Origin of the sequence: Rhodococcus sp. NKCM2511, from assembly GCF_014905595.1 — a bacterium.
Classification (GTDB): domain Bacteria; phylum Actinomycetota; class Actinomycetes; order Mycobacteriales; family Mycobacteriaceae; genus Rhodococcoides; species Rhodococcoides fascians.
This window is the reverse complement of sequence record NZ_BNHJ02000001.1, coordinates 2,878,477-2,900,798: the sequence shown is the minus strand read 5'-3', so window position 1 is coordinate 2,900,798 and position 22,322 is coordinate 2,878,477. Positions and strand designations below refer to the sequence as shown.

Annotated in this window: 18 protein-coding genes; 3 read left to right on the top strand and 15 right to left on the bottom strand. The window is 65.8% G+C overall.

Annotated elements, in window-relative coordinates; genetic code table 11:
- Window positions 1-45: 45 nt before the first annotated feature.
- From JLZ96_RS13475 to JLZ96_RS13440, 8 genes are all read right to left on the bottom strand, one after another.
- The gene (locus JLZ96_RS13475) at window positions 46-1,239 is read right to left on the bottom strand and encodes an N-acetylmuramoyl-L-alanine amidase (RefSeq protein ID WP_032371397.1); all 1,194 of its coding nucleotides are present in this window, start codon (window positions 1,237-1,239) and stop codon (window positions 46-48) included.
- Between the two features lie 138 nt (window positions 1,240-1,377).
- Entirely contained in the window at window positions 1,378-1,710 is a 333-nt protein-coding gene (trxA, locus tag JLZ96_RS13470) for a thioredoxin (protein ID WP_201010352.1), read from the bottom strand.
- Between the two features lie 47 nt (window positions 1,711-1,757).
- Window positions 1,758-2,747, bottom strand: a complete 990-nt coding sequence (trxB, locus tag JLZ96_RS13465; protein WP_032367966.1) for a thioredoxin-disulfide reductase — start codon at window positions 2,745-2,747, stop codon at window positions 1,758-1,760.
- 125 nt (window positions 2,748-2,872) lie between these two features.
- Window positions 2,873-3,631 (bottom strand): hypothetical protein, encoded by a 759-nt coding sequence (locus JLZ96_RS13460; RefSeq protein WP_201010351.1) that lies wholly within the window; start codon window positions 3,629-3,631, stop codon window positions 2,873-2,875.
- 59 nt (window positions 3,632-3,690) lie between these two features.
- The gene (gene sigM, locus JLZ96_RS13455; RefSeq protein ID WP_201010350.1) at window positions 3,691-4,272 is read right to left on the bottom strand and encodes an RNA polymerase sigma factor SigM; all 582 of its coding nucleotides are present in this window, start codon (window positions 4,270-4,272) and stop codon (window positions 3,691-3,693) included.
- A gap of 99 nt (window positions 4,273-4,371) precedes the next feature.
- Window positions 4,372-8,562 (bottom strand): murein biosynthesis integral membrane protein MurJ, encoded by a 4,191-nt coding sequence (gene murJ, locus JLZ96_RS13450; RefSeq protein ID WP_201010349.1) that lies wholly within the window; start codon window positions 8,560-8,562, stop codon window positions 4,372-4,374.
- On the bottom strand, window positions 8,559-10,961 hold the full coding sequence (locus JLZ96_RS13445; protein ID WP_236253948.1) for a DUF6049 family protein: 2,403 nt from the start codon (window positions 10,959-10,961) through the stop codon (window positions 8,559-8,561). Before JLZ96_RS13445 ends, murJ begins: the two co-directional genes overlap by 4 nt.
- A gap of 2 nt (window positions 10,962-10,963) precedes the next feature.
- Window positions 10,964-11,539: an NUDIX hydrolase gene (locus JLZ96_RS13440; RefSeq protein WP_201010347.1), complete on the bottom strand. Its 576-nt coding sequence runs from the start codon at window positions 11,537-11,539 to the stop codon at window positions 10,964-10,966.
- A gap of 101 nt (window positions 11,540-11,640) precedes the next feature.
- On the opposite strand from JLZ96_RS13440, the gene JLZ96_RS13435 reads away from it, so the two are divergent.
- On the top strand, window positions 11,641-13,107 hold the full coding sequence (locus tag JLZ96_RS13435) for a CCA tRNA nucleotidyltransferase (protein WP_201010346.1): 1,467 nt from the start codon (window positions 11,641-11,643) through the stop codon (window positions 13,105-13,107).
- A gap of 50 nt (window positions 13,108-13,157) precedes the next feature.
- Here JLZ96_RS13435 and JLZ96_RS13430 read toward each other — a convergent pair whose 3' ends face one another.
- The 3 genes from JLZ96_RS13430 to JLZ96_RS13420 are packed head-to-tail and all read right to left on the bottom strand — an operon-like array spanning window position 13,158 to window position 16,957.
- Window positions 13,158-14,654 carry a DUF4185 domain-containing protein gene (locus JLZ96_RS13430; protein ID WP_201010345.1) on the bottom strand — a complete coding sequence of 499 codons (1,497 nt, stop codon included), beginning with the start codon at window positions 14,652-14,654 and terminating at the stop codon, window positions 13,158-13,160.
- A 59-nt stretch (window positions 14,655-14,713) separates the two neighbouring features.
- Window positions 14,714-16,000: an MFS transporter gene (locus tag JLZ96_RS13425; RefSeq protein WP_201010343.1), complete on the bottom strand. Its 1,287-nt coding sequence runs from the start codon at window positions 15,998-16,000 to the stop codon at window positions 14,714-14,716.
- Between the two features lie 24 nt (window positions 16,001-16,024).
- Complete coding sequence (locus tag JLZ96_RS13420) at window positions 16,025-16,957, bottom strand: NAD-dependent epimerase/dehydratase family protein (RefSeq protein ID WP_201010342.1); 933 nt, start codon at window positions 16,955-16,957, stop codon at window positions 16,025-16,027.
- A gap of 117 nt (window positions 16,958-17,074) precedes the next feature.
- Between JLZ96_RS13420 and JLZ96_RS13415 the strand changes: the two genes are divergently transcribed.
- Together JLZ96_RS13415 and JLZ96_RS13410 are read left to right on the top strand one after the other, a co-directional pair.
- Window positions 17,075-17,764, top strand: a complete 690-nt coding sequence (locus JLZ96_RS13415; RefSeq protein ID WP_094651410.1) for a TetR/AcrR family transcriptional regulator — start codon at window positions 17,075-17,077, stop codon at window positions 17,762-17,764.
- A gap of 54 nt (window positions 17,765-17,818) precedes the next feature.
- The gene (locus JLZ96_RS13410; protein WP_032381871.1) at window positions 17,819-18,436 is read left to right on the top strand and encodes a YqgE/AlgH family protein; all 618 of its coding nucleotides are present in this window, start codon (window positions 17,819-17,821) and stop codon (window positions 18,434-18,436) included.
- Between the two features lie 72 nt (window positions 18,437-18,508).
- Here the strand turns inward: JLZ96_RS13410 and JLZ96_RS13405 are convergent, their stop codons facing one another.
- From JLZ96_RS13405 to JLZ96_RS13390, 4 genes are read right to left on the bottom strand one after another with little or no spacing between them, the layout of a single operon-like run.
- Window positions 18,509-19,870: a glutamate decarboxylase gene (locus JLZ96_RS13405; protein WP_201010341.1), complete on the bottom strand. Its 1,362-nt coding sequence runs from the start codon at window positions 19,868-19,870 to the stop codon at window positions 18,509-18,511.
- A 31-nt stretch (window positions 19,871-19,901) separates the two neighbouring features.
- The gene (locus JLZ96_RS13400; protein ID WP_201010340.1) at window positions 19,902-20,897 is read right to left on the bottom strand and encodes a bile acid:sodium symporter family protein; all 996 of its coding nucleotides are present in this window, start codon (window positions 20,895-20,897) and stop codon (window positions 19,902-19,904) included.
- 9 nt (window positions 20,898-20,906) lie between these two features.
- On the bottom strand, window positions 20,907-21,887 hold the full coding sequence (locus tag JLZ96_RS13395) for a DUF1648 domain-containing protein (protein WP_201010339.1): 981 nt from the start codon (window positions 21,885-21,887) through the stop codon (window positions 20,907-20,909).
- A gap of 4 nt (window positions 21,888-21,891) precedes the next feature.
- Window positions 21,892-22,296 carry an SdpI family protein gene (locus tag JLZ96_RS13390; protein ID WP_201010737.1) on the bottom strand — a complete coding sequence of 135 codons (405 nt, stop codon included), beginning with the start codon at window positions 22,294-22,296 and terminating at the stop codon, window positions 21,892-21,894.
- Between the last annotated feature and the right edge of the window lie 26 nt (window positions 22,297-22,322).

Sequence of the window (22,322 nt, the reverse complement as noted above, 5' to 3'; positions counted from 1 at the left end):
GACGGGCTCCGACCCGTGGCGCGGGCGGAGCGGGGGTGCCGTCGATCAGGGACGGTCGGCGGCTGCGAGTTCCTCGGCCAGTAGTTCAGCGAACGTGAACGTGCCGGTCGGTTGGTCGTCCTGACCCAGGAGGTACAACCGCTTGACGGCGATCAGGATTGCTTCGGCAATGATGTCGCGGAATCGCGGATCGCTCAGTACTTCGACGTCGGATTCGTTGGTGAGGTAGCCGAGGTCTATCTGGATGGTCGGCATGTTGGTGAGCCGCAACAGATCCCACGTGCGGCCGTGACTGCGGCAATCGAGAAGTGGTGTGCGAGCCACGATTTCGCGTTGCACGTAGCTGGTGAGGACCTGGCCGATCATCGAGGTGGATCCGTGCGAGTTACCGAAGTGGAAGCTGGCCACTCCGTTGGCCACAGGACTGGTGCTCGACGCGCAGCGCAGCGAGATCATCAGATCTGCGCCCCAGGCGTTGGCGGTTTCCGCGCGGTCGGCCACCGACGGGTTGGTGCCCCGTGCACGAGAGAGGAACGTTTCCATTCCGGTCGCCGCCATTCGGCCTTCCAGACGGCTGGCCAGATCCCACAGAATTTCCGATTCGGAGACGCGTCCGAATGTGCCGTCGACGATGCGTCCGGTGTCGGCACCACCGAGATCGGGGTCGATGACGATTCGCTTACCCGTCAACTGTGGGCCCGATTTGCGCACGAGTTCTTCTTCGCTCATCGCGTGGGGCGATCCACCGGTGACGCGGGTTCCGAGGAGGTCGAGCGAACGCAGTGTCGCCGGACCACAGATACCGTCGGGTGCCAGGCCGATCTCGCGTTGAAAAGACGACAGGCCCTCGTGCGTCTTCGGACCGAAGAAGCCGTCGACGCGCTCGTTGTAGAAACCGAGGTCCTGCAGGCGTGTCTGCAGGGTAGCGACATCGTCGCCGTACAGCGGAGCGGACAGCTGGTAGATCAGCGTGCGGGCACCGAGGTGGTAGGACGCTTCTTTGAGGGCGCGGTACGTGGCCGGACCGACGACACCGTCGACCAGTAAGCCGCGATGTTGCTGGAACGCGCGGACGGCACCGTCGAGGGCCCGGTCGAATACCGATCCTGGGGCCGTCCAGTGGCCGTCGTCCATCGGGCCGGGCGGAACCACGGCCTCGTGGAGGAAACCGAGTGCCGAGAGAGTGCCGCGGACCTCGGCGACGGCGGGTCCGGAATCGCCGTGACTGAGCTCCTGCATCCTGGAAAAACCCTCTCGATCGTCCTGACGGTCAACACGCACTTCGATGCGCTGATGTGCCGACGCAAGCATCGGCACATCAGATGATTGTCGCAGAAAGACAGGCTTCTGCGGCAATCCACACCAAGCGTGGGTGAGTCAGATAACGCCTTCGAGGTCCTTGAGCAGCGCGGCCTTGCCCTTTGCGCCCACGATCTGCTTGACCGGCTTGCCACCCTGGAACAGGATCAGCGTCGGGATGGACATGACCTTGAACTCCCGAGCCGCCTGCGGGTTGGCATCGATGTCGAGCTTGGCGATGGTCAGCTTGTCCTTGTGCTCGGCAGCGATCTCCTCGAGAACGGGAGCAACCATCTTGCACGGGCCGCACCAGGTGGCCCAGAAGTCGACCAGAACGGGCTTCTCGCTGGTCAGAACGTCGTCGACGAACGACGCGTCGGTGATGGTGACTGTGCTCTTGTCGTCGGACATGTGTATCTCCTCGGTGTGGGTCTGCAAACAGATGGTGGGGCTACCGGTCAGGCGTTGACGGCGTCGACCGGCTGATCGGCGTGCTCGAGTGTGTTGGTGGTGATGTCGCCCTGCTCGGCCAGCCAACGCTCGGCGTCGATGGATGCGGTGCAGCCGGTACCCGCAGCGGTGATGGCCTGCTGGTAGACGTGATCGACGAGGTCGCCTGCAGCGAACACCCCTTCGACCGAGGTGGCCGACGTGGGCGATGCGACCTTGACGTAGCCGGCATCGTCGAGTTCGACCTGGCCCTTGACCAGCTCGTTGCGAGGATCGTGGCCGATCGCCACGAACATCCCGGTGACGTCCAGAGTCGTCTTCTCGCCGGTGACTGCATGTTCCAGTGCCAGCCCGGTGACGCTGGTGTCGCCGAGGACTTCGAGAACCTTGGTGTCGGTGAGGAAACGAATCTTCTCGTTCTTCTTGGCGCGCTCGAGCATGATGCGCGACGCGCGGAACTCGCTGCGGCGGTGCACGATCGTCACGCTGCGGGCGAAGCGCGTGAGGAAGGTTGCCTCTTCCATTGCCGAGTCGCCGCCGCCGATGACGGCGATGTCCTGGTCGCGGAAGAAGAACCCGTCGCAGGTGGCGCATGCGCTGACGCCGCGTCCGAGGAGCTTCTCCTCACCGGGAATGGAGAGGTAGCGAGCGGCTGCGCCCATCGCGAGAATGATCGCGCGAGCACGGTAGGTCTCACCGCCCGCCGAGACGGTCTTGATCGGCCCGGTCAACTCGAGCTCCTCGACGTCCTCGGTTCGGATGTCGGCACCGAAACGTTGCGCCTGCTCGCGCATCTGTTCCATCAGATCGGGGCCCATGATGCCCTCGCGGAAACCGGGGAAGTTCTCGACCTCGGTCGTCGTCATCAGCGCGCCGCCGAACTGGGTTCCCTCGAACAGGATGGGCTCCAGCTCCGCGCGAGCCGCGTAGACACCGGCGGTGTATCCGGCCGGTCCCGAGCCGACGATGATGAGATCGTGAACCTTGGGGGTACTCAATGCAGACCTTCCGATCTTGTGCGGCGTGTTCTTGGCGTCGACGCGAAAGTGCACTGAGCACTGCCTATCGACGTACATCTGGTCAACACCACCCTAGAGGCAGTTGTTCCCCGGTGAGAGATGTGTCAGCCGATATCGCGACGCGTGAGGACATCGGGATTGCCGCCGCGGCAATCGTTGCCCACTGCCAGAGCGATGAACTGCGCGGGCCCGGCCCCGGCGAGGACGAGGAGAGTTCCCTGTCGGCCGTCGATTCGAACCTGACTGGATCCGAGAACGGCGGCGGCGGGGTCCACGCCGTTGGCGTCGAGACACGCGGCCAGGTCTGCCGGATCCGACAGGCTGCCGGGGTCTCGTTTACCGATGACGGTGAACGCGACGTTCGAGTCGAGGTCGGTGGAATCGAGAACGAGGGACGAGTCGGGTGGCGTGGTCCCCGGCTCGGCTACGACGGGATCCGACGTGCCCGGGCTGTGCAGAACGGCGGCGAAGGTGACCGAACCACCCGCGAGAAGTGCTGCAGCAGCGGCAATTCCGACGATGGCATGCCGGCGTGTACGCGCGCTACGTGGAGGTCTGCGAAGCGGAAGGACGTCGACGGTACGGTCCGCCGAATCTGTGTCGGCCAGGGTCTCGAGGGTGCGATCGATCTGCCGGGCGACGTCGGCGGGAACGGGCATCGTGCCGTTCGGATCCTCGCCCAACTCGTGCAGCCGAGCTGTGACGGTGTCCAGTGTCGCCAGGATTCGCATCGCCTCGGCGTCGGCACGCACCAACGGCCACAGCCGACTGCTGACGTCCTCGGGTAGAGCATCTGCATGCAGATCGGCCAGCAACTCGGGTGAGAACGGGGCACCGGGTAGAGCGTCGGTGTTCGACGACACGTTCCTACCTCCCTTCGCCGAGTCTTCTTTCCCTCTCACACGGTTTAGACGCGAGGGGTCTAGATTCGGTTCCCTGCGTCCTTGAGGTATGCGAGCTGCGTCGACAACTTGAGTCTGCCGCGAGCGCATCGACTCTTCACGGTACCGGTGGGAACCCCCAGCAACGCTGCGGCGTCGGCCACGGAGTAGCCCTCCATGTCCACGGCGACCACCGCCGCTCGTTGGTCGGGCGGCAGCGTCATCAGGGCCTGTCGGACGAGGATGCTGGTCTCGGATTCGGAGATGCGGTCCCGAGGCGACACCGGTTCGTGACTCTCGTTCTCGCTCAACGGAACCGACGGACGTGCCTTGTTTCGGCGAATGCGATCGAGGCACGCGTTGACGACGATCTTGTGCAACCAACTGCGGACTGCAGCGTCGGCGCGAAACGACCCGGCCGTTCGATGCGCGGAGAGCAATGCCTCCTGCAACGCGTCGGATGCGTCCTCGGGTGTGTAGCTCGTGCGGCGTGCCGTGAGCCACAGGTGTTCCTGATGGCGATGGATCAACGTGGCGAATGCGGTCGGCTCACCGGCTGCATGAGCAGCCAACAATTCCGCATCCGTGCGCTCCCCCAGCGCCGAATCGATACGTTCGGTCATACGAAAACGGCTCCCCCCGTGTTAACGCATTGGGGGGAGCCTAGGCCATCGATACCGCGAAGTACGAAACGAACGCGATTTGCCTCTGTATCGCCGGTTTTACGTGTCGAAACCGATCCCGGAGATCGAGGTAGCGATGCGGCCACCCTGCTCTCCGAGGGTGGTGATCCACACCAGGACGTTGCCGGTGGGTTCGGTGCCGTCGAGTGCGATGTCGGTGCGGCCGTTCTGCAGAGTGGCTTCACCGAGCAGCGTGGTGTCGCCGAGGCTCGGGGAATCGTTGGGAGCGGACCTGATCTCGACGACCGTTCCCGGCGACGTCGATTCGATCCACGCATTCTTCAACGTCGACGACGGGATGGTGACGAGCAGTCCGACACCGTTCTTCAGTGCCGGGAACTGCTGGAAGTAGGAGTCGGTGGTCCAGGCCGTGCTGGGGTTGTTGTCGATCACGTTCGATGCCGTGCCCGGGTTGTCTGCAGACCCCTGTGGGGAGAAGACGCTGACATCGCTCATCGCGACGGGTCCACCCGTCGGCGCCGGGGGCGCAGCGGTGTCGCCGGCCGGCGGCGCGGCAGCCGGGGTCGTCAGTCCGAACTCCTGGCTGTCCAGCGGCGCATCGGTGTTGTCGCCCGCGATGGAGGTGAACAACCAATAGCCGGCGAACGCCAGAATCAGCACCGTCAGAGCGCCGAGAACGGCGATGGCGATATTGGTTCGCGTCGACTTCGCCTTCTCTGCGGCCAGCTCTTCCGGGTCTGCGAGCGAGTGACCGCTGGCTCCCGGGGCACGCTGGCCCAGTCGCAGTGCCGGCATCAGGTCGGTCTTGTCGTTGACCACCGCGGCCTGATCGAGAACGTGCTGCACCGTCGCTGCGGTGCGAATGCCACTGTTCTGCTCGAGCGCTCGTACCGCGACGGCAGAGATCTCGAACGGAACGTCGGGGCGAATTTCGCGAGGCTCGCGCGGCGCACCCTTGTCGTCCCGATCGGCCGGACGCATGCCGCCGACGCTGCGCAGGGATGCCGCGTCACCGGGAACGACGGCTTCTCCGGTGGTGTCCGACAACGGCCAGCGTGCAGTGATCAGGGCGTAGAGCATGGCACCGAGACCACGGACGTCCGAACTGGAGTCGGCGTCCGCCAAAGTGGCGGGAAACGCCAGAACAGCGTTGCCGCTGGTACTGATGCGTACGCGATCGGGGTGGTCGATCGACAGTGCGCCGCCGCTTCGGTGCGCAGCCTCGGCTGCGGCGGCCAGGACCTTGATCGCACGAGCGGCACCGGTGGGGGCAGGAACCGTATCGGCCATCTCGCGCAGCGAGCGACCGGGAGTCCACTCGGCGACGACGATGCCGCCGGAGCTACCGCGCACCACGTCGAGCACCCGGGCGAGGCCGGGAGAGTTGATCCGACCGAGGCGCAGCGTCCGGGACAGGATTGCCTGCGGGCCCTGAGTGCGGTCGTTGGGTGACGCGGTGGACTGCTGATCGGCGTCGACGAACGTCAACGCGACCTCGCGGTCGAGCTTGACGTCGTGGGCCTGCCAGAACTTCAGCCCGCGAGCTCCACCGTGCGGTGCCAACAGGCGGTAGCGTCCGCCGGCTACCGAAGCACCGGGAATCAGCGTCGGTCCGCGAAGGGTGCGCCCGGGGGCGTCCGCGGTGGACTGGTCCTCGGCTGGTTTTTCGGCAGCTTTGTCCGTCGTCGGCTTCGGTGCTAGTGGTGTGTCGACTGCAGCCGATTTCTTCGTCGCGTCCACCGGTGTGCTGTCGGTCTTCGGCTCCGCCTTGCTCGCGTCGTCGACCGGAAGCTTCGCCTTCGAGATGGAGACGGTCTTGTCCGACGGCTTGGCGGCCAGCGCTGCCTTGGAGATCGCGATCGTCTGATCCTTGGGAGCGGACGCTTTGGTTTCCTTCTTCTCGGTGGCCTCGGCACTCGATGCTGCCGCCGACTCAGGCGTGCTGGGTGTGCTCGGCTTCTCCGAAGAATCAGGTGCTTTCGGGTCCGCTGTCTTCGACTCGGGTGCTTTCGACTCGGGTGCTTTCGACGACGCAGCAGACTCGGCCTTCACGGGCTCGGTGCGGTCCTGGGTGTCGACTTCGACTCCGCCGCTCGTTCGGTCGGCTTCGTTTGCTGGAGACTGTGCCGGCCCCCCAGCAACATCGTCGTCGGTCACTGTTACTCCTTCAGGCGAATATGCCCCGTGTTGTTCTACAAGCGGTCGACCTGCAGGGGCGTCTGCCCCCGGGTGCCGTTGACCAGGGTACGGGAGTCGATCCCGCGCAGTGTCCCATGTGGGCTCGGTTCGAATAACAGGAATCACGCTGGTTTCCGCGGCAGCCGGATCCGGCACCGAACCGGACGTCGCAGGCTCGGGCGGGGCCGACCGTCGGAGGACCCGGCGGACGAGACGGCTCAACGCGACGGTGACGGCCAGTACTTCGGGAATCTTGCCGAACCACAGGATGGAGAACGTGATGCCGAGCATGATGACGGCGTCCATCGCGACGCGCACGAAGTTGCCGATCCAGCCGTTCGCCATGGCGTCGAATCCGACGATCCGGTCGATGGCGAGCATGGCTGCGCCGCCGGCCAGCGAGGCGATGAGAACCAGCCAGACAGTCTTCCCGACGTTGGCCATCCGCAGGTTGCCGAGGCTCTTGTGCAGCAGGTATCCGCCGATGACGGCACCTGCGGTGTAGCCGAGGCCGGTCGCGGTGCCGAGGAGCAGCACCACTTGTTCCGGATCGGTTGCGACGATCGGGGCGAGCAACGACAGGCCGATCTTGACGGCGGTGATGCCGAGGACGATCCAGGTGGGCGTCCAGGCCTGCTCGCGGGCGTAGAACACGCGCAGGTGGATCAGGACCAGCGCGTACGGGATAAGGGAGAACGCCGACCAGCTCACGGCCTCACCCAGCCGGTTGGCGTCGGGCGCAAACTTGCCGAACCCGTACAGCGCCTCGCCCACCCACGGCCCCGCGAACGTCAGGAACACGACGATCGGGACCATCGCGACCATCGTCAGCCGAGTGGCGACGGAGAGATCGTCGACGACCGAGGGCGTGTCACCGTTGGCGGCATTACGACTGAGTCGAGGCATGATCGCCGTCAGAACCGTGACGCCGAGAATGCCGTACGGCAGCTGCAGCACGATCCAGGCCTGGGAATAGATCGTGGGGCTCGCGTCGTCGGCTCCCGACGAGATGTTGGTGGCGACGATCAGACCGATCTGACTGATGACGACATAGAGCACGATCGCCGCCGCCATCGCGCCGAACTTCTTCAAGCGCGCGTCGAATCCCCAGAGTGGGCGCAGGTCGATCTTCTCGCGGCGGAGCGCAGGGATCAGCGCCAGCACCTGCGTGATGACACCGGTGGTGACGCCGAGGCCGATGATCAACAGCTGCGGGTTCGTCATGTCGACCGGGTTGACGGTGATCTCACCCGGCATCAGGAAGTAGATGCCGAACACCGCAAGTACCACGAGGTTGTTGAACACCGGTGCCCACGCACCGGGTTTGAAGTTCTGTCGGGTGTTGAGCACCGCCGTGAGCAAGCCGGAGAGCCCGTAGAACATCAGCGCCGGCAACACCAGATAGGTGAAGGCAATGGTCAGGTCCTCGTTGACCTTCGGATCACCGTTGAGCATCAGACGCGCCAGCAGCGGCGCAGCGATGGTTGCGGCCAACGCCACGGTGCCGAGCAGCGCGACCGCAATGGTGAACAGGCGTCGGACGAAGTCACGTCCGCCGTCGGCGTCCTCTTGTTCTGCGCGTACCAGGACAGGAACGACGATCGCTCCGAGGACGGCACCGAGCACCAGCTCGGAGATCATGTTCGGGAGAATCGTCGAGACGGTGAACGCACTGGCCAGGCCGGCACCCAGGGTGGCCGTCATGGCTACTTGCTTGGCGAATCCGGTGATCCGGCTGACGAGGGTCGCAACGGCGATCGAGCCCGACGCGGCCAGCAACGATTTCTGAGGTCTGGGTTCGGGCTGCGGTGGTGACTCGTTGCCGCCCGGTGGTGTCTGCGGCGGAGGAATGTTCCCCGACGGCGCGGCGGGTGGGTAGTCCTCGTCCCGGAACCGTGGGATGAGCTGAGTTGCGGAGTCGTCCGCTGCCGGTTGACCGTCGAGCGGGGGCGGTGCCGGATAGGAACGCATCTCCGGTCGTGGTTGCCGCTCCCAGGGGGCGGGGCGTGGGGGCGTCGTGCGCCGGAACACCTGCGCTGCGGGCATGCGTGACCGGGGCAGGTCGCCGTCGTACGGCACATTGCCTGTCATGGTCTCTCGTACCCTTCGTCGGCCGGGTCGGGTTGTCCTCGGAATCGGTGCCAGAGTCGTCGGCCTGCAAGCAACAGTAGGAGCGCGCCGGCGCAGGCGGTAATTATCGCGAGAGCTTGACCGTATGCGTTCGATCGAACCGACACCGTCGATACCTCGCCGAGCCGGGTGCCGTCGAGGGTGGTGACGGAGAAGTCGACCGACAGATTGCGTTTGTCGTCCACCTCGGCGGGCACGGTGATGGTTCGCGATCCGCGCGCCGGAAGTTGGGTCACGCCGACGTCGCTGATCGTCATCTCCGGTGGCGCGTCTACTCGGAGGAGCACGTTGACCGGCACCGGTAGGTCGTTGCGGGCCACGAGCAGCAGCGGACTCTGCTCGGAGGCGAGTGTGTAGACGCCGCCCGGAGCCAGCACGGTCACCGATCCGTAGACGGTGTCGAGTCCGACGCGGGTCGCGGTGAGACGGGTGCGTGCCATGGCCGCGGCGTCATCGCCTTCGGCGCTGGCGCGACCCGCGGTCGACAGGGCGCGGAGCATGTCCTCTCGCAACGGGGCGGTGTACAGGCGCGGAGTCAGTGCGGACTGGGGATCCTCGACCAGCGACTGCGCCAGGGTGTCCACGCGTGCGCTCTGCGTTCGGACCGTGTCGATGGCGGACGCATCGAGATCGGTCGGCACATCGATGCTGGTCACCGGGATTCCGGTGGGGGGCTCGGTGATCAGGCCGGGCAGCGGACGAGGCGTCGCCAGGCCCGAACGCAACAGCGAGGACACAGTCGACAGGATTGCCGAGGGTTCGTCTCCTCCCGCGGTCCAGTACTGCGGCGGTGCGACGGTCACGGTGCGGCCGGGTCGATCGGCTCCGACGAGGGCATGGAAATTGATGGCGCCGAGGGCGTCCTGCAGCCGTGCGGTACGAGAGTCGGTGCCCAGGTCGAAGCGTTGATTCGCCGGGGTCAAGGCCGGGGTCGACGGGGTCGTCCCGACGCCGGCCAGTGCGGCTGCGGTCGCCGAGTCGTAGTGGGTGGCGGCCAAGGTGCCGGTCGGATCGGCGGCGGTCGGCGCGGTATCGGTGGACACCAGCAGAGACGTCGGCGACGACGTGGGTGGGCTGATGCTGTTGTCGGCGACGAGGACGGTCCCGGTTCCCGACGATCTCAGCGCGTCCGCAGCGCCCGCGTCGACGCCGCCGGTGGCACTCCAGGTGAAACCGCGTAACGAGCTGATGCCGAGGATGCCGTCGACGATGTCGGCCGGGGCGGCGACAGCGCTGCTGAGCAGCGAGGAATCACCGATGTCGGCGACGGCGGCGAGGTCGGCCTGAGCGAACGGTAGGGCCGTCACGCACGTGTTCGACGCCAGTGCCTCGAGCCGCGTCAACCACTGGGCTGCGGCCCCGCTGCCGGAGCCCTCCCGCGCGGAGCTGGCCGGATCGGCCGGGTTGTCGACGACGAGGTAGCCGCGGGTCATGTTCGAGACGGTGACCAGCAGGTCGGGATCGATGCCGATGCACAGGCTCGACGCCAGTTTGCCGTCGGGATCGAGACCGGGCTGCGTCGCGAATTCCACGGCTTTGAGCAGGGTGTCGAGCCGACCACCAGCGGCGAGCTGGGTCGCCAAGTCGTCGTCGATTAAACGCACTCGATCGTCGATGGAACCGGGGATTCCGGCCGCGAGACGGGGAATGTCGGCGAGTGGCCACAACACCGTCATCGCTACCGGATTCCGGGTGTTGGGGGGTAGCGGCATCGCGTCGGGCGCTGCGGGGTCGAGCTGACCGGGATTCCGCGGCAGTCCCACGACGGGTAGCAGGAAGCGGGCGTCGTCGAGTCGAGCCGTCCCGCCGTATTCGGGGGTTCCGTTGACGTTGAGAAGTAGGGGGTAGACACCGGGAGCGTCGATCCCGAGGGAGGGCTCGGTGCTGCTTCGTAGCTGCATCGACAGATCGAACTGGCGGCTCTGGTCCTTTTCCAGCGACTCCACGACCGTGACGAAAGTCCCGACGCGGTCGAATCTTTCCTGGTCGAGGGTCAGCGAGGTCCGCAGACCGGACGTGGTGTCGATGGCCGCCGCACCCTGTAGGCGCACGCTGACGTCGTCGACGCGTCGATCGCCGGTGTTCTTCACCGTCGCGCGAACCGTGACGAACGGATCGCTGCTGGTGGTGACCGTCGAGGGTGCGACCGTGTCGATGCTCAGCGTCAGGAACGGATCGCCGGCCTGCGTCATCGGGGTATCGGGAACGGCGCTGGTGGTGCCGCTGGTGTCTCCGGCGGAATCTGGCTGCGCCGTGGCAGTAGGGAGCTGTTGGGGTACCAGTGCTGCGGTGCCGACGGCCGGCGCTGCAGCGAGGAAAAACGAGGTCAATGCGGCGGCAGCGACCTTCCGGGCCCGCACGATCACTTCCCGCCGGGCGTGGGTGCGTTCGTGTCGCCGCCGGTTGTCTGCTCGCCGTTCATGTCCTCGATGAGGCGGGTGGCGATGGCGGCGAGTTTGCGTTCGTCGGCGTAGGCCAGTCGGGACGGCAGTTCGCTCAGCGGTACCCAGGCGACTTCGGTGACCTCGAGATCCTCGTCGGACAGTTCACCGCCCAGGAAGCGGAGGAGATAGTGGTGAACGGTCTTGTGGACTCGGCGGCCTTCGGTGACGAACCAGTAGTCGATGCTTCCCAGCGACGCCAGCACGGTACCGCGGATGCCGGTTTCCTCGGCGACCTCGCGCATGGCCGTCTGCTCGGCGGTTTCGCCCTGCTCGATATGTCCTTTGGGCAGGGACCAGAGCAGGCGTCCGCGCCGGTCGGTGCGGCCGATCAGGGCTGCGCAGCGGGTGGCAGGCGGGCCGTCGAGGCCGTCGACCACCAGGCCTCCGGCAGAGGTTTCTCGGACGGTCCGCAGCTTGGGTGCTTCGGTGTCGGCGCGTGCTGGACGCCGCCGCGGGTTGCGGCGGCTCCTGTTCGCACGTTCGGCAGCAGACACCCGATCCATACTAGTTGCCTCGGCGCCCCGCTCCGGCTTGCCGCACCGTGGCCGATGGCCGAGACGATCCGGTCGATACTGCGCCAGTAGGCTCTTCCACCGTGGCCGATCAGTCCCTGTCTTCCGTTTCCCCCGAGCACGCCGATGCGCGCCGGGAAAGGTTGCTGGCTGCAGCTGCGGTGACGTTGCGTGAACTCGCGCCGGTATTGACCCCGCTGGGCGCGTTGTTCGCCGCCGCGGGCCACGAGCTCTACCTCGTCGGTGGGTCCGTTCGGGACGCGGTTCTCGGTCGTTTGGGAACCGATCTGGATTTCACCACCGACGCCAGGCCGGAGGTCGTTCAGACGCTGCTGTCCGGGTGGGCGGACCATCAGTGGGATACGGGCATCGCGTTCGGAACGATCAGTGCGGCCAAGGACGGCCAGCAGATCGAGATCACGACGTTCCGCACCGATTCGTACGACCAGGTCTCGCGTAACCCCGAGGTGCAGTACGGCAGCAGCCTCGAAGAAGATCTGATTCGACGCGATTTCACCGTCAACGCCATGGCCGTGCGGTTGGGTGCGGACGGCGTGCAGGAGTTCGTCGATCCGCTCGGCGGCATGGACGCGTTGCTCGAGGGCGTTCTCGATACCCCGTCGGCACCGGAAACGTCGTTCGGTGACGATCCGCTGCGGATGCTGCGCGCGGCGCGTTTCGTGTCGCAACTCGGTTTCTCGTTGTTGCCGCGGGTGCACAGCGCCATCGTCGACATGGCCGATCAGATCGATCGCATCACCGCCGAGCGCATTCAGGTGGAGCTGGACAAGCTGATTCTCGGCGCCCACCCGATCGAGGGCATCGACGTGATGTGCGAGACCGGTTTGGCTCAGCGGATCATTCCCGAGGTGCCGAACATGAAGCTCGAAATCGACGAGCATCATCAGCACAAGGACGTGTACTGGCATTCGTTGACGGTTCTGAAGCAGGCCATCGACCTCGAGGACGGCGACCCCGATCTCGTATTGCGTTGGGCCGCACTGCTGCACGACATCGGCAAGCCCGATACCAAACGTAACGAGCCCGGCGGCGGCGTCAGTTTTCACCACCACGAGGTCGTCGGGGCCAAGATGGTGCGAAAGCGTATGCGCGCGTTGAAGTATTCGAAGAAGATGATCGAGGACGTCTCGCATCTGGTGTTCCTGCATCTGCGATTCCACGGGTACGGCAAGGGTCAGTGGACCGACTCGGCGGTGCGTCGCTACGCCACCGATGCCGGCGAGCTACTGCCCAAGTTGCACAAGCTGGTTCGAGCCGATTCGACCACCAGGAACAAGCGTCGAGCGGCTGCCCTGCAAGCCACCTACGACGATCTCGAAGAGCGCATCGCCCGCATCGCCGAGCAGGAGGACTTGGCGCGGGTTCGTCCCGACCTCGACGGCAACGCGATCATGGAGCTGCTCGGTATCCCCGCCGGTCCCGACGTGGGCAAGGCGTGGAAATACCTGAAGGAACTGCGCCTCGATCGGGGACCGCTCTCACGTGAGGACGCCGAAGCGGCGCTGCTCGAGTGGTGGCCGACGCAGTAGCGCGTCCCGCGCACGTGCGCGGAACTTCGTAGCCCACTACGAGTTTTCACTCACGACGAGCGAAGCTCGGCCTTGACGAGATAGACGTTGTAGCTGTCCCACTCCGAGACGGTGAAGTACAGCTCGTTCGCCGTGGACCATGGATGAATGAAGCCGCCGTAGGTCTTGGGGTACTCGGCGGTATCGATCAGGGTGCTCGGGGCGGTCCACTCACCCTGTGGTGAATTTGCTTCGCGCAGAACGATATCGCCGCGTAACGGATCCAGATACGTCATCTGCCAGAGGTCTCGGGCCTCGTCGTGATGGACCGACAGTTCCCCGGCCATACCGTCGGCGATGGGGGTGGCCTCGTTCGATCCGACGGGAGCCCAGGTGCCGTTCACCCAGTACTGGTAGGCGGTCTTGTTCAGTACGTCCGCTTTCGGGACGCGTGCCAGGCCGACCTGTCCGGCGCGACCGTTGACGGTGCCGAACATGTACACGTACTCCCCCGCCGGGACCATTGTCGACACTTGGAACTTGGAGACGCCGAAGACGTTGTCCCACTTGGCATGTTCGTCCTTGACCCAGGTGGACCCGTTGTCGTCGGAATAGGCGATGCCGCCGTAGTTGGTCCACCACATGCCGGGGATCGTGCTCCACCGCCGGATGGACATGTACGACATGTACTGCCGGTCGTCGATCGCGAACCCGGACGTGGGGATGACGGTGGTCTCCCAATTCTTGATCTTGCGCGAGGGCAGGAGTTCGGCTGCGTGACAGCGGGAATCCTGCACCATCGAGTCCAGGGTCATACCGTCGGACAGGTTGGTGTCCGTGCTGTGTCCCAGTACGTTCGACCGCCAATCGTCCCCGCCGACCACACCGAATTCCCAACCCATGCCGAAGGAATCGCCGAAAACGACGGCGACCTCGCCCGGCTTGCTCTCCCACATGATGCCGAGGTCGGTGCCGTCGACCTGCCAGCGCTTGTCGGTGCGGTTCTCCGATCCCGGTCCGGTCAGCTGCGAGACCACCTCGACGTGTCCGACGGCCGGTGCCACCGGCGGTACCGTCGTCGGCCCGGACTCCGCCGCGGTGACCGCTGGTGCCGGCGGCGGGGTTTTCGGAGTTCCACCGGGGCCGGGAATCGGGATGGGAATGGTCTCGGGCTGCGGGTCGATCTCGATGCGAGGGAACGGGAGATGGTCTGCCGAGCCGGTGGTGGGCGACTCCGTGGCGTCGGTGAGGTCGGGGCAGGGGTCCGCGCACGGGTCGGCCGACGGCTCGGCCTGGACACGGGTGTTGTTCGGCGGCGGGTCGGGCACCGGCACGAGTTCGATCGACGGATACGGCACGGGGATCACCACACGATCCGGCAACGGCGGCAGCTGCGGCGGATTGCCGGGCCCGATGGGCTCTGGTGGGTAGTCCTTGGGGTCGAATCCGGTTTCTCCACAGGAATTCACCGGCGGCGGCGGGGCCGCGTACGCGGGGGGTGCGGCAAGAACGGCTGTACCTGCGGCAACCGCGATGATGCAGCCGAGCGACGTCGTGCGGCCATGCATGCGGTGCCCCCGTGTTGTCCGACGAAACCTAGCGGTCCGATACGGGAAGATACACCACGTCAGCGCGGTGCGCGCCTCGTGTTGAGTACCGCTGCAACGAAGCCGACGGCGTAGATCCCTGCTCCGACGAACACCAGCGCGTGCGCAGTGGGATCCTGGCTCAGCTCCGTGGCGTCGGGGCCGACGGCGAATGCGGCCGCGGCGAGGGCGCCGACGAACGCCACGTTGAACACGGTGTCCTGCAACGCGAAGACTCGTCCACGATGCGCGTCGTCGATCTCGATCTGCATGGCGGCGTCCCCACTGAGTTTGACGGTCTGCCCGGCGATGCCGAGGAGAAATGCTCCGAGCAGCAGACTGGTCTGGGTGAGGCCGGAGACGGCACCGACCTGAGCGGCGATGGCCAGGACGAGGGCCGTGGCGATGGTGCGGGTGCGGCCGAACCGCGGGACGGCGAACGGGGCGATGACGGCGGCGAGGAACATTCCGGTGGCCGTGGCTCCGACGGCAATGCCGAAGCCGGCGAGGCCGCCGGGCAGGGAACTCTGCGTGCTCTCCCGCAGCACCAGCACCATGATGAGGGTGTTGATGCCGAACACGATGCGGTGTGCCCCGATGCCGATCATCGCGGTGGTCACGCCCGGCGACCGCCACACCGCCAGGGCACCCGATTTCAGGCCGGCGGCAACATCTTTCAGCGGGTTGCCGGGCCGATCGTCCGTATCGGGACCGAGAGACCGCGGCGCGAACCGTCCGGCCGCAACAGCACCGACCACCGAGCCGGTCGCGGCCAGCCCCACGGCGACACCCGAACCGAAGTCCCCCGCTCCGACGGCACCGATCACTGCGACCGCCAGTCCCGCACCGGCCGCCGCGAAACCGGAGCCGACGGTGGCCAGTACCGAGTTCATCGGCACCAGCCACGATTGCCGCACCACATGCGGCAAGGATGCCGACGCGCCCGCCAGGACGAACCGACTGAGCCCGACGGTGGCCAGAGCCAACAGCAGCAGCGGCGTGGCGTCGACCCCGGCACACAGAAGCCCGGCGGTAGCGGTGATGAGAACGATGCGAACGATATTGGCCCACAACAGAACCGATCGACGATCCCAGCGGTCCAACAGCGCACCTGCGAACGGGCCCACCAAAGAGTAGGGCACGAGCAGAACAGCGAAACCGGCGGCGATCTCGGCGGGGTTGGTGGCGCGTTCGGGATTGAACAGGATGGCACCGCTCAATGCGGCTTGGAACAATCCATCACCGAACTGGCCGGCGAAACGAACAGTGGTGAGCTTGCCGACGCCCGGGGACTCACGTAGGCGGGTACGAAAGGAGGCGTCGTTCACCGACGGGACTCTATCCCGCGTCGGTCACACCGATACGGCGGGCTTGTCTGCCTTCCACCACGCGATCGTCGCGGCTGTGCCGTCGGCGAGCGGGGTGGGCTCGAGGCCGAGAACGCGCTCGCTGTGGCTCGAATCGAGGATGTAGGGGTAGCGGAACTGGTACAGGGTGTCCCCCAGCTCTTTCATCGGACCGGAAACGAGCCCCAGTGCTCGCATGACCCAAGCCGGTACGGCACCGATCTTCGGGGTCGGCAAGTGCGCTGCAGCGGAGTACATCTCGATCATCTCCCGCTGAGTCACCGCGGGGGCGGTCGGTGCATGCAGGACGGTGTTCCACGTGGACGGTCGTGCGGCCGCGACGATCATCGCGGCTGCGAAATCCGGCACGTACGTGAAGGAATGGGGTAGGTTCGCGGCCCCGATCACCCGAATGGTCTTACCGGCGAGCACATTGGCGACCACACGTTCTCCCATGTGCGAGACGAGCACCCGTGGGCCGTAGAAGTCGGATGCCGCGATGCTGACGGTGGGGGTCGAGTGAGCGTCGCGTGCGGCCAGGAGTTCGGTGCGCACACCCAGCTTGCGGAACGTGGCATTTCTGGGTGAGTCCTCGCGGATGGGCCCGTCGACCCGGCCGTAGGCGTAGAGACTTTCGGGGAACACGACGACCGTGCCCGCGGCCGCGTCGAGCACACGTCGTTCCATCGCCTCGAGCTTGTCGCGCCACACCGTGTTCTCGTAGGCGGCGTGGGTGCAGTGATAGATGGCGGTTGCTCCGTCGACGTGCGCTCGGAGGTCGTCGGACTCGATGTCGACCGATCGCCGTTCGATGTTCGGATGCTGTGGCCCGCTGCCGGATCGAGTCAGGATCCACACCGTATGTCCCTGTGCAGCAAGCTGTTCGGCGATCGTCCAGCCGACGGGTCCGGCACCGGTGACGACGTGAAGTTCTGACATGGCTACTCCGTTTCGGTAAACGAGAGCGGTGCTCTCTGATGTGTCGAGTGTGCACCTCTGCTCGGAGAAAAGCAAGAGCAGTGCTCTCGGAAAAGAGCGGCAGTTACAGTAGCGAGCATGGCGAGCACTCCGCGTACCCGAGCCCGCGCCCAGACTCTGAGCGACATCACCCGCATCGGACGCGAGCACCTGGCCGCAGACGGTGCTGCTGCCCTGTCGCTTCGCGCGGTCGCCCGAGATCTGGGCGTCGTCTCCTCGGCGGTCTATCGCTACGTCTCGAGCCGGGACGAACTACTGACGTTGCTCGTCGTCGATGCGTATTCCGAGTTGGGCGACGAGGTCGACGCGGCCGTCGACGCAGCGGACGGCCCCGCCGACAAATTCCGGGAGTTGAGCCGGGCGGTGCGTCGATGGGGACTGCGAGAGCCGGCCCGGTACGCGCTGCTCTTCGGCAGCCCCGTACCCGGTTACCACGCGCCCGCCGAACAGACCACCGGCCCGGGGACCCGGGTGATCACCACATTGGTAGCAGTCCTGCAGTCGGCCTGGGATATCCGTCGCCCGGACATCGAATCGGGACCCACCGAGTTGGCGTCGCTGCACGCAAGTTTCGAGGACATCCGCGCCCAGATGGACATGGACCTGCCCGACGAGCTCATCGCATTGGGCGTGATGGTGTGGGCGTCACTGTTCGGCGCGATCAACTTCGACGTGTTCGATCAGTACGGCGCGACGACGTTTGCCGACCGGGACGCGTTGTTCGAGTTCCAGTTGGGGATTCTGACCAAGATTGCCGGGCTCGAGTAGGACCGAGGACTGGCCGTCGTGCTTGTGCCACATCCGGCGGTGTGCGGTGCCACAATGGCTGATGTGGCAGCGCATGCGGAGGAACCCGAGGATCGGACGGCGTCGGCACTGCACGATGTTCGTCCCGGCAGTCTGCTGGTGTCGTCCATCGAACTCGTGGAGCCCACGTTTCGGCGCACCGTCATCTACATCATCGAACACAACGACGCGGGCAGTCTCGGCGTCGTGATCAATCGCCCCAGTGAGACCGCGGTGCAGAACGTGCTGCCCGATTGGTCCGAGCTCGCCGCGAAGCCGCGGGCCCTGTACGTCGGTGGTCCGGTCAAGCGTGATTCGGCACTGTGTCTGGCCACGCTGCGCACCGGTGCGTCGATCGAGGGGGTCGCCGGTCTGCGCCGAGTCGACGGCCGGGTGGTGATGGTCGATCTGGATTCCGACCCCGCAGACATTGCGCCGTACGTGGAGGGTGTGCGTATCTTCGCCGGGTACTCGGGGTGGACGTTCGGGCAGCTCGAAGGTGAACTGGACCGAGAAGACTGGATCGTGTTGTCGGCCTTGGCTTCCGATGTGATCGGTCCGCCGCGCGTCGACCTGTGGGCGCAGGTTCTGCGTCGTCAGCCGATGCCGTTGGCGCTGTTGGCATCCCACCCGATCGACGTTGAACGGAACTGAGAGCGGCTGCGCCGCACGTGCGCGGAACTTCGTAGCAGGGGTCGAGTTTCCACTCACGACCCAGGACGCAACCTAGTGCGAAAAAGCCCGCGCGGTCGAGTGTCCGCCCGATTTCAGACCGTCGATCACCTCGTCGATGGCGATGCACAGCATGCGGCCGAGGTCTGCGCTGAAGCCCTCGCGGACGACGATTCGCAGTACGGCGACGTCGGTGGCGTTGTCGGGCATCGTGTACGCCGGCACCTGCCAGCCGCGGGCTCGCAGTTCGTGGGACACGTCGAACACGGTGAACTCGCAGTGCTCTTTCAACATGAACGACAGGACCGGGATGGCCGATCCGTCGGTGATCACGTCGATGTCTGGATGTCCCGCGAGATGAGTGCTGACGCGAACTGCGGTGTCGCGCAGTGCTTTCATGATGTCGGTGTAGCCGGACCGGCCCAGGCGCAGAAAATTGTAGTACTGGCCGATGACCTGATTGCCCGGCCTCGAGAAGTTCAGCGTGAAGGTGGGCATGTCGCCGCCGAGGTAGTTCACGCGGAACACGAGATCCCCGGGCAGGTCTTCTTTGGTCCGCCAGACCGCGAATCCGATTCCCGGATAGGTCAATCCGTACTTGTGTCCGCTGGCGTTGATGGACTTGACCCGAGGCAGACGGAAGTCCCATTCGAGCTCCGGGTACAAGAACGGTACGACGAAACCACCGCTGGCCGCGTCGACGTGAACCGGTACGTCGGGTCCACCGCCGCCGGCGATCTCGTCGAGGACGGCGCAGATTTCCTGCACCGGTTCGAGTTCACCGGTGAACGTGGTGCCGAGAATCGCCACGACGCCGATGGTGTTCTCGTCCATCGCGTCCCGAACCTGCTCCGGGGTGATGACGTAGCGACCGCGCTCGACGGGCAGGTACTTGGGTTCGACGTCGAAGTAACGACAGAATTTCTCCCACACCACCTGGACATTGCTGCCCAACACCAGGTTCGGGGTTCCTGTCCCGGCGCCCTTCGCCCGCCAGCGCCACTTGAGCGCCAACCCCGCCAGCATGACTGCTTCACTGGATCCGATGGTCGAGACGCCGGTGGCCGACGACGGGTCCTCGCGGTCGAGGCCGGGTGCGTGGAACAGGTCGGCGACGATGTTGACGCAGCGTTCTTCGATGGCCGCGGTGGACGGGTACTCGTCCTTGTCGATCATGTTCTTGTCGAACGTCTCCGCCATCAGCTTCTCGGCCTGCGGATCCATCCAGGTGGTCACGAACGTCGCCAGGTTGAGGCGTGAGCTGCCGTCGAGCATCAGTTCGTCGTGGATGTAGCGGTAGGCGGCGTCGGGGTCGAGTTGATTCTCGGGGAGTCGCAGTGCGGGTACAGGATCGGTGGCGAGCCGGCCGGTGTAGGCGGCAGAGACGACGCCGTCCGTGTGCAGTTTCCTGGGCATTGTCTTCTCCGATTTCTCGACTGACACCAACCTAGTCCGCGACGACCGCCGCCGGGCTCGGTTCCGGTCGACGCGCGAAATGCTGAGCGATGACGGTGCACACCATCAGCTGGATCTGATGGAACAGCAACAGCGGCAGGACGATCAACCCGATGGGTTGGCCGACGAAAAGCACGGCGGCCATCGGCAGCCCGCTCGCCAGGCTCTTCTTGGATCCGCAGAACAGCAGCACCAGACGATCCTCGAGCGAGAAACCGAACCACTTGCCTGCGTACCAGGTGATCGTCAGAACGAGGGCGAGCAGCAGGATGCACACGGCCACGACGATGCCGATGCGCCACAGGGCGACCGACGACCATACGTGTTGGTTCATCGACGCGCTGAAGGCGGAGAAGACGACCAGCAGAATCGATCCCCGGTCGACGAGCTTCGTCGACGCGCTGTGGCGGGTCAGCCAGCCCGTCACCCAGGGTCGGAGCAACTGACCGACGGCGAACGGAAGGAGTAGCTGCGCCACGATGTCGAGGATCGAGCTGGGATCGATGCTCGCCGAACCCGTGGTGGTCACCAGCGCGAGCACCAGCAGCGGGGTGACGAACACGCCGAGGATGTTGGAGAACGACGCGCTCACCACGGCACCGGCCACGTTGCCTCGGGCGATGGAGGTGAAGGCGATCGAGGATTGGACGGTCGAGGGCACCAGGCAGAGGAACAGCACTCCGGTGTAGAGGTCCTCGCTGAGCAGACTCGGTTCGAGGACCCTCAGGGCCAGTCCGAGCGCAGGGAACAGCAGGTACGTCGACGCCAGGATCACCGAGTGCAAGCGCCAGTGTTTGACGCCTTCCCAGGCGTCACGTGGGGACAGTCGCGCGCCGTAGATGAGGAACAGCAGCCCGATGGCGACGCGTGTCACCCAGCCGAGAACGTCCTCGGCGGTTCCCGACGCGGGGAAGATGCTCGCCAGCGCGGCGACCGCGAAGATGCTCAGCAGGAAGGGATCCAGGACGGTGTCCCGCAACGCTTTCACTCGGCCTGCTCAGTCCGCAGTGGTGGTGCGGGCACGGTCGGTGAGGGTGTTGAGCGTTCCCGCGATCGTGTCGGCGGCTGCGGTTCCGATGGTCAGTCGATCACCGTTGGCGAAGGTGACGAATGCCGCCGGCCCGGCTTCGGTGGCGACGGCGTAGTTGCCGCTGCCCTTCGCTCGCAGACCCCATCCGCCGAAGTCCTTGGCCGGGTTCACCGTCCGCACCGAGGCACCGGTGATCTCGGCGATGTCGTAGTCGAATGCCGCCATTCCCAGGCTCGAGACGTAGAGGCCGTCGCTGTCGATGTGCACGGTGAATCGCAGCAGGGACAGGATCAGGATGGTCAGCGGAACGAACAGAAAGATCGGCCACGGCGAATTCGAGAGGTAGCACGTCACGCCGGCTCCGGCCGCCGACAGCGCGATCACCGTGACTGCGGCGACGCGGCTCGCTCCGACGGGAACCACCAGCGGCAGTTCGAGGCCGCACCGAGGTAGGTCGGTGTGCAGGGGTGCGGTGGCGACGACGCGTTCGCGGTGATCCCGCAGGCGCGTCGCTCCGAACAGTCCGATGGCGAACCCGGCAACGGTACCGACGGCGATGGCCCAGCCGGGAATGGTGACGCTCTGCTCGGTGGGTAGGTCGAGTTCGCGTGCGAGGGTCGCGATCTCCAGCACTCCGATCGTCCCGACGACGGTGAGCCCGATGATCAACATCGTCCGACGCATGATCAGCAGCACTCGGGCCAGGGCGGCCACCGCGCTCACACCGCCGCCGACCAACACGATGATGATGGCGACGGTCCAGGCGTTGGCGAGCGGATTGGAGAAGTCGTCCGGCTGGGTTCCGCTGAAGTGAGTCGCCACCTGGTCCGGCAGGCGACCCTCCCACAGATAGGCCAGGACGAGGCAGAGAGCGGCAACCGCGAGCGGGAGGACGACGCCGAAGACGACTCCGGCCGGATCGAAGGTGCGCAGACTCTTCTGTTTCATGCGCTCAGCTCGGCTGGCAGGCGTCCTTGAGGCTGCACGAGATGCACGATTGTCCGCATCCGTCGGCCTCGGCGGGTGCCGGCACTGCCGCGGCTGCGCGGGCACCGATGGATCCGCCGGCTGCGGCGATGAACAGCGCTGCAGCGAGGGCAACGACCACTCCGACGACCGCTGCGATGCCGTTCAGTGCGAGTGCGGCTACGCCGCCGATGGCCAGTACCAGCGCAGATGCTGCTGTGGTCGGGCCGGCGACACGGTTCGCGAGGACGAACGTCTCGTCGTCGCGCATTGCCTCGGGGGTACGGACACCGGCGAATCGATTGCGCGGGAGCCGGCCGAGCAGCGACAGGGCAGCGACAACCCCGACGACGAGGGCGAGCACGAACAACACAACCGAGACGATGACCACCTGGCCAGGATACGGCGCAGCGAGGT

Excerpts from the sequence above, each read along its gene's own strand:
- JLZ96_RS13475 (WP_032371397.1), bottom strand. The coding sequence starts at position 1,239 with ATGCAGGAGCTCAGTCACGGCGATTCCGGACCCGCCGTCGCCGAGGTC.
- JLZ96_RS13410 (WP_032381871.1), top strand. The coding sequence starts at position 17,819 with ATGGCTGATGTGGCAGCGCATGCGGAGGAACCCGAGGATCGGACGGCG.
- JLZ96_RS13420 (WP_201010342.1), bottom strand. The coding sequence starts at position 16,957 with ATGTCAGAACTTCACGTCGTCACCGGTGCCGGACCCGTCGGCTGGACG.
- murJ (WP_201010349.1), bottom strand. The coding sequence starts at position 8,562 with ATGACAGGCAATGTGCCGTACGACGGCGACCTGCCCCGGTCACGCATG.
- sigM (WP_201010350.1), bottom strand. The coding sequence starts at position 4,272 with ATGACCGAACGTATCGATTCGGCGCTGGGGGAGCGCACGGATGCGGAA.
- JLZ96_RS13430 (WP_201010345.1), bottom strand. The coding sequence starts at position 14,654 with ATGCATGGCCGCACGACGTCGCTCGGCTGCATCATCGCGGTTGCCGCA.
- JLZ96_RS13395 (WP_201010339.1), bottom strand. The coding sequence starts at position 21,887 with ATGAAACAGAAGAGTCTGCGCACCTTCGATCCGGCCGGAGTCGTCTTC.
- JLZ96_RS13415 (WP_094651410.1), top strand. The coding sequence starts at position 17,075 with ATGGCGAGCACTCCGCGTACCCGAGCCCGCGCCCAGACTCTGAGCGAC.
- JLZ96_RS13405 (WP_201010341.1), bottom strand. The coding sequence starts at position 19,870 with ATGCCCAGGAAACTGCACACGGACGGCGTCGTCTCTGCCGCCTACACC.
- trxA (WP_201010352.1), bottom strand. The coding sequence starts at position 1,710 with ATGTCCGACGACAAGAGCACAGTCACCATCACCGACGCGTCGTTCGTC.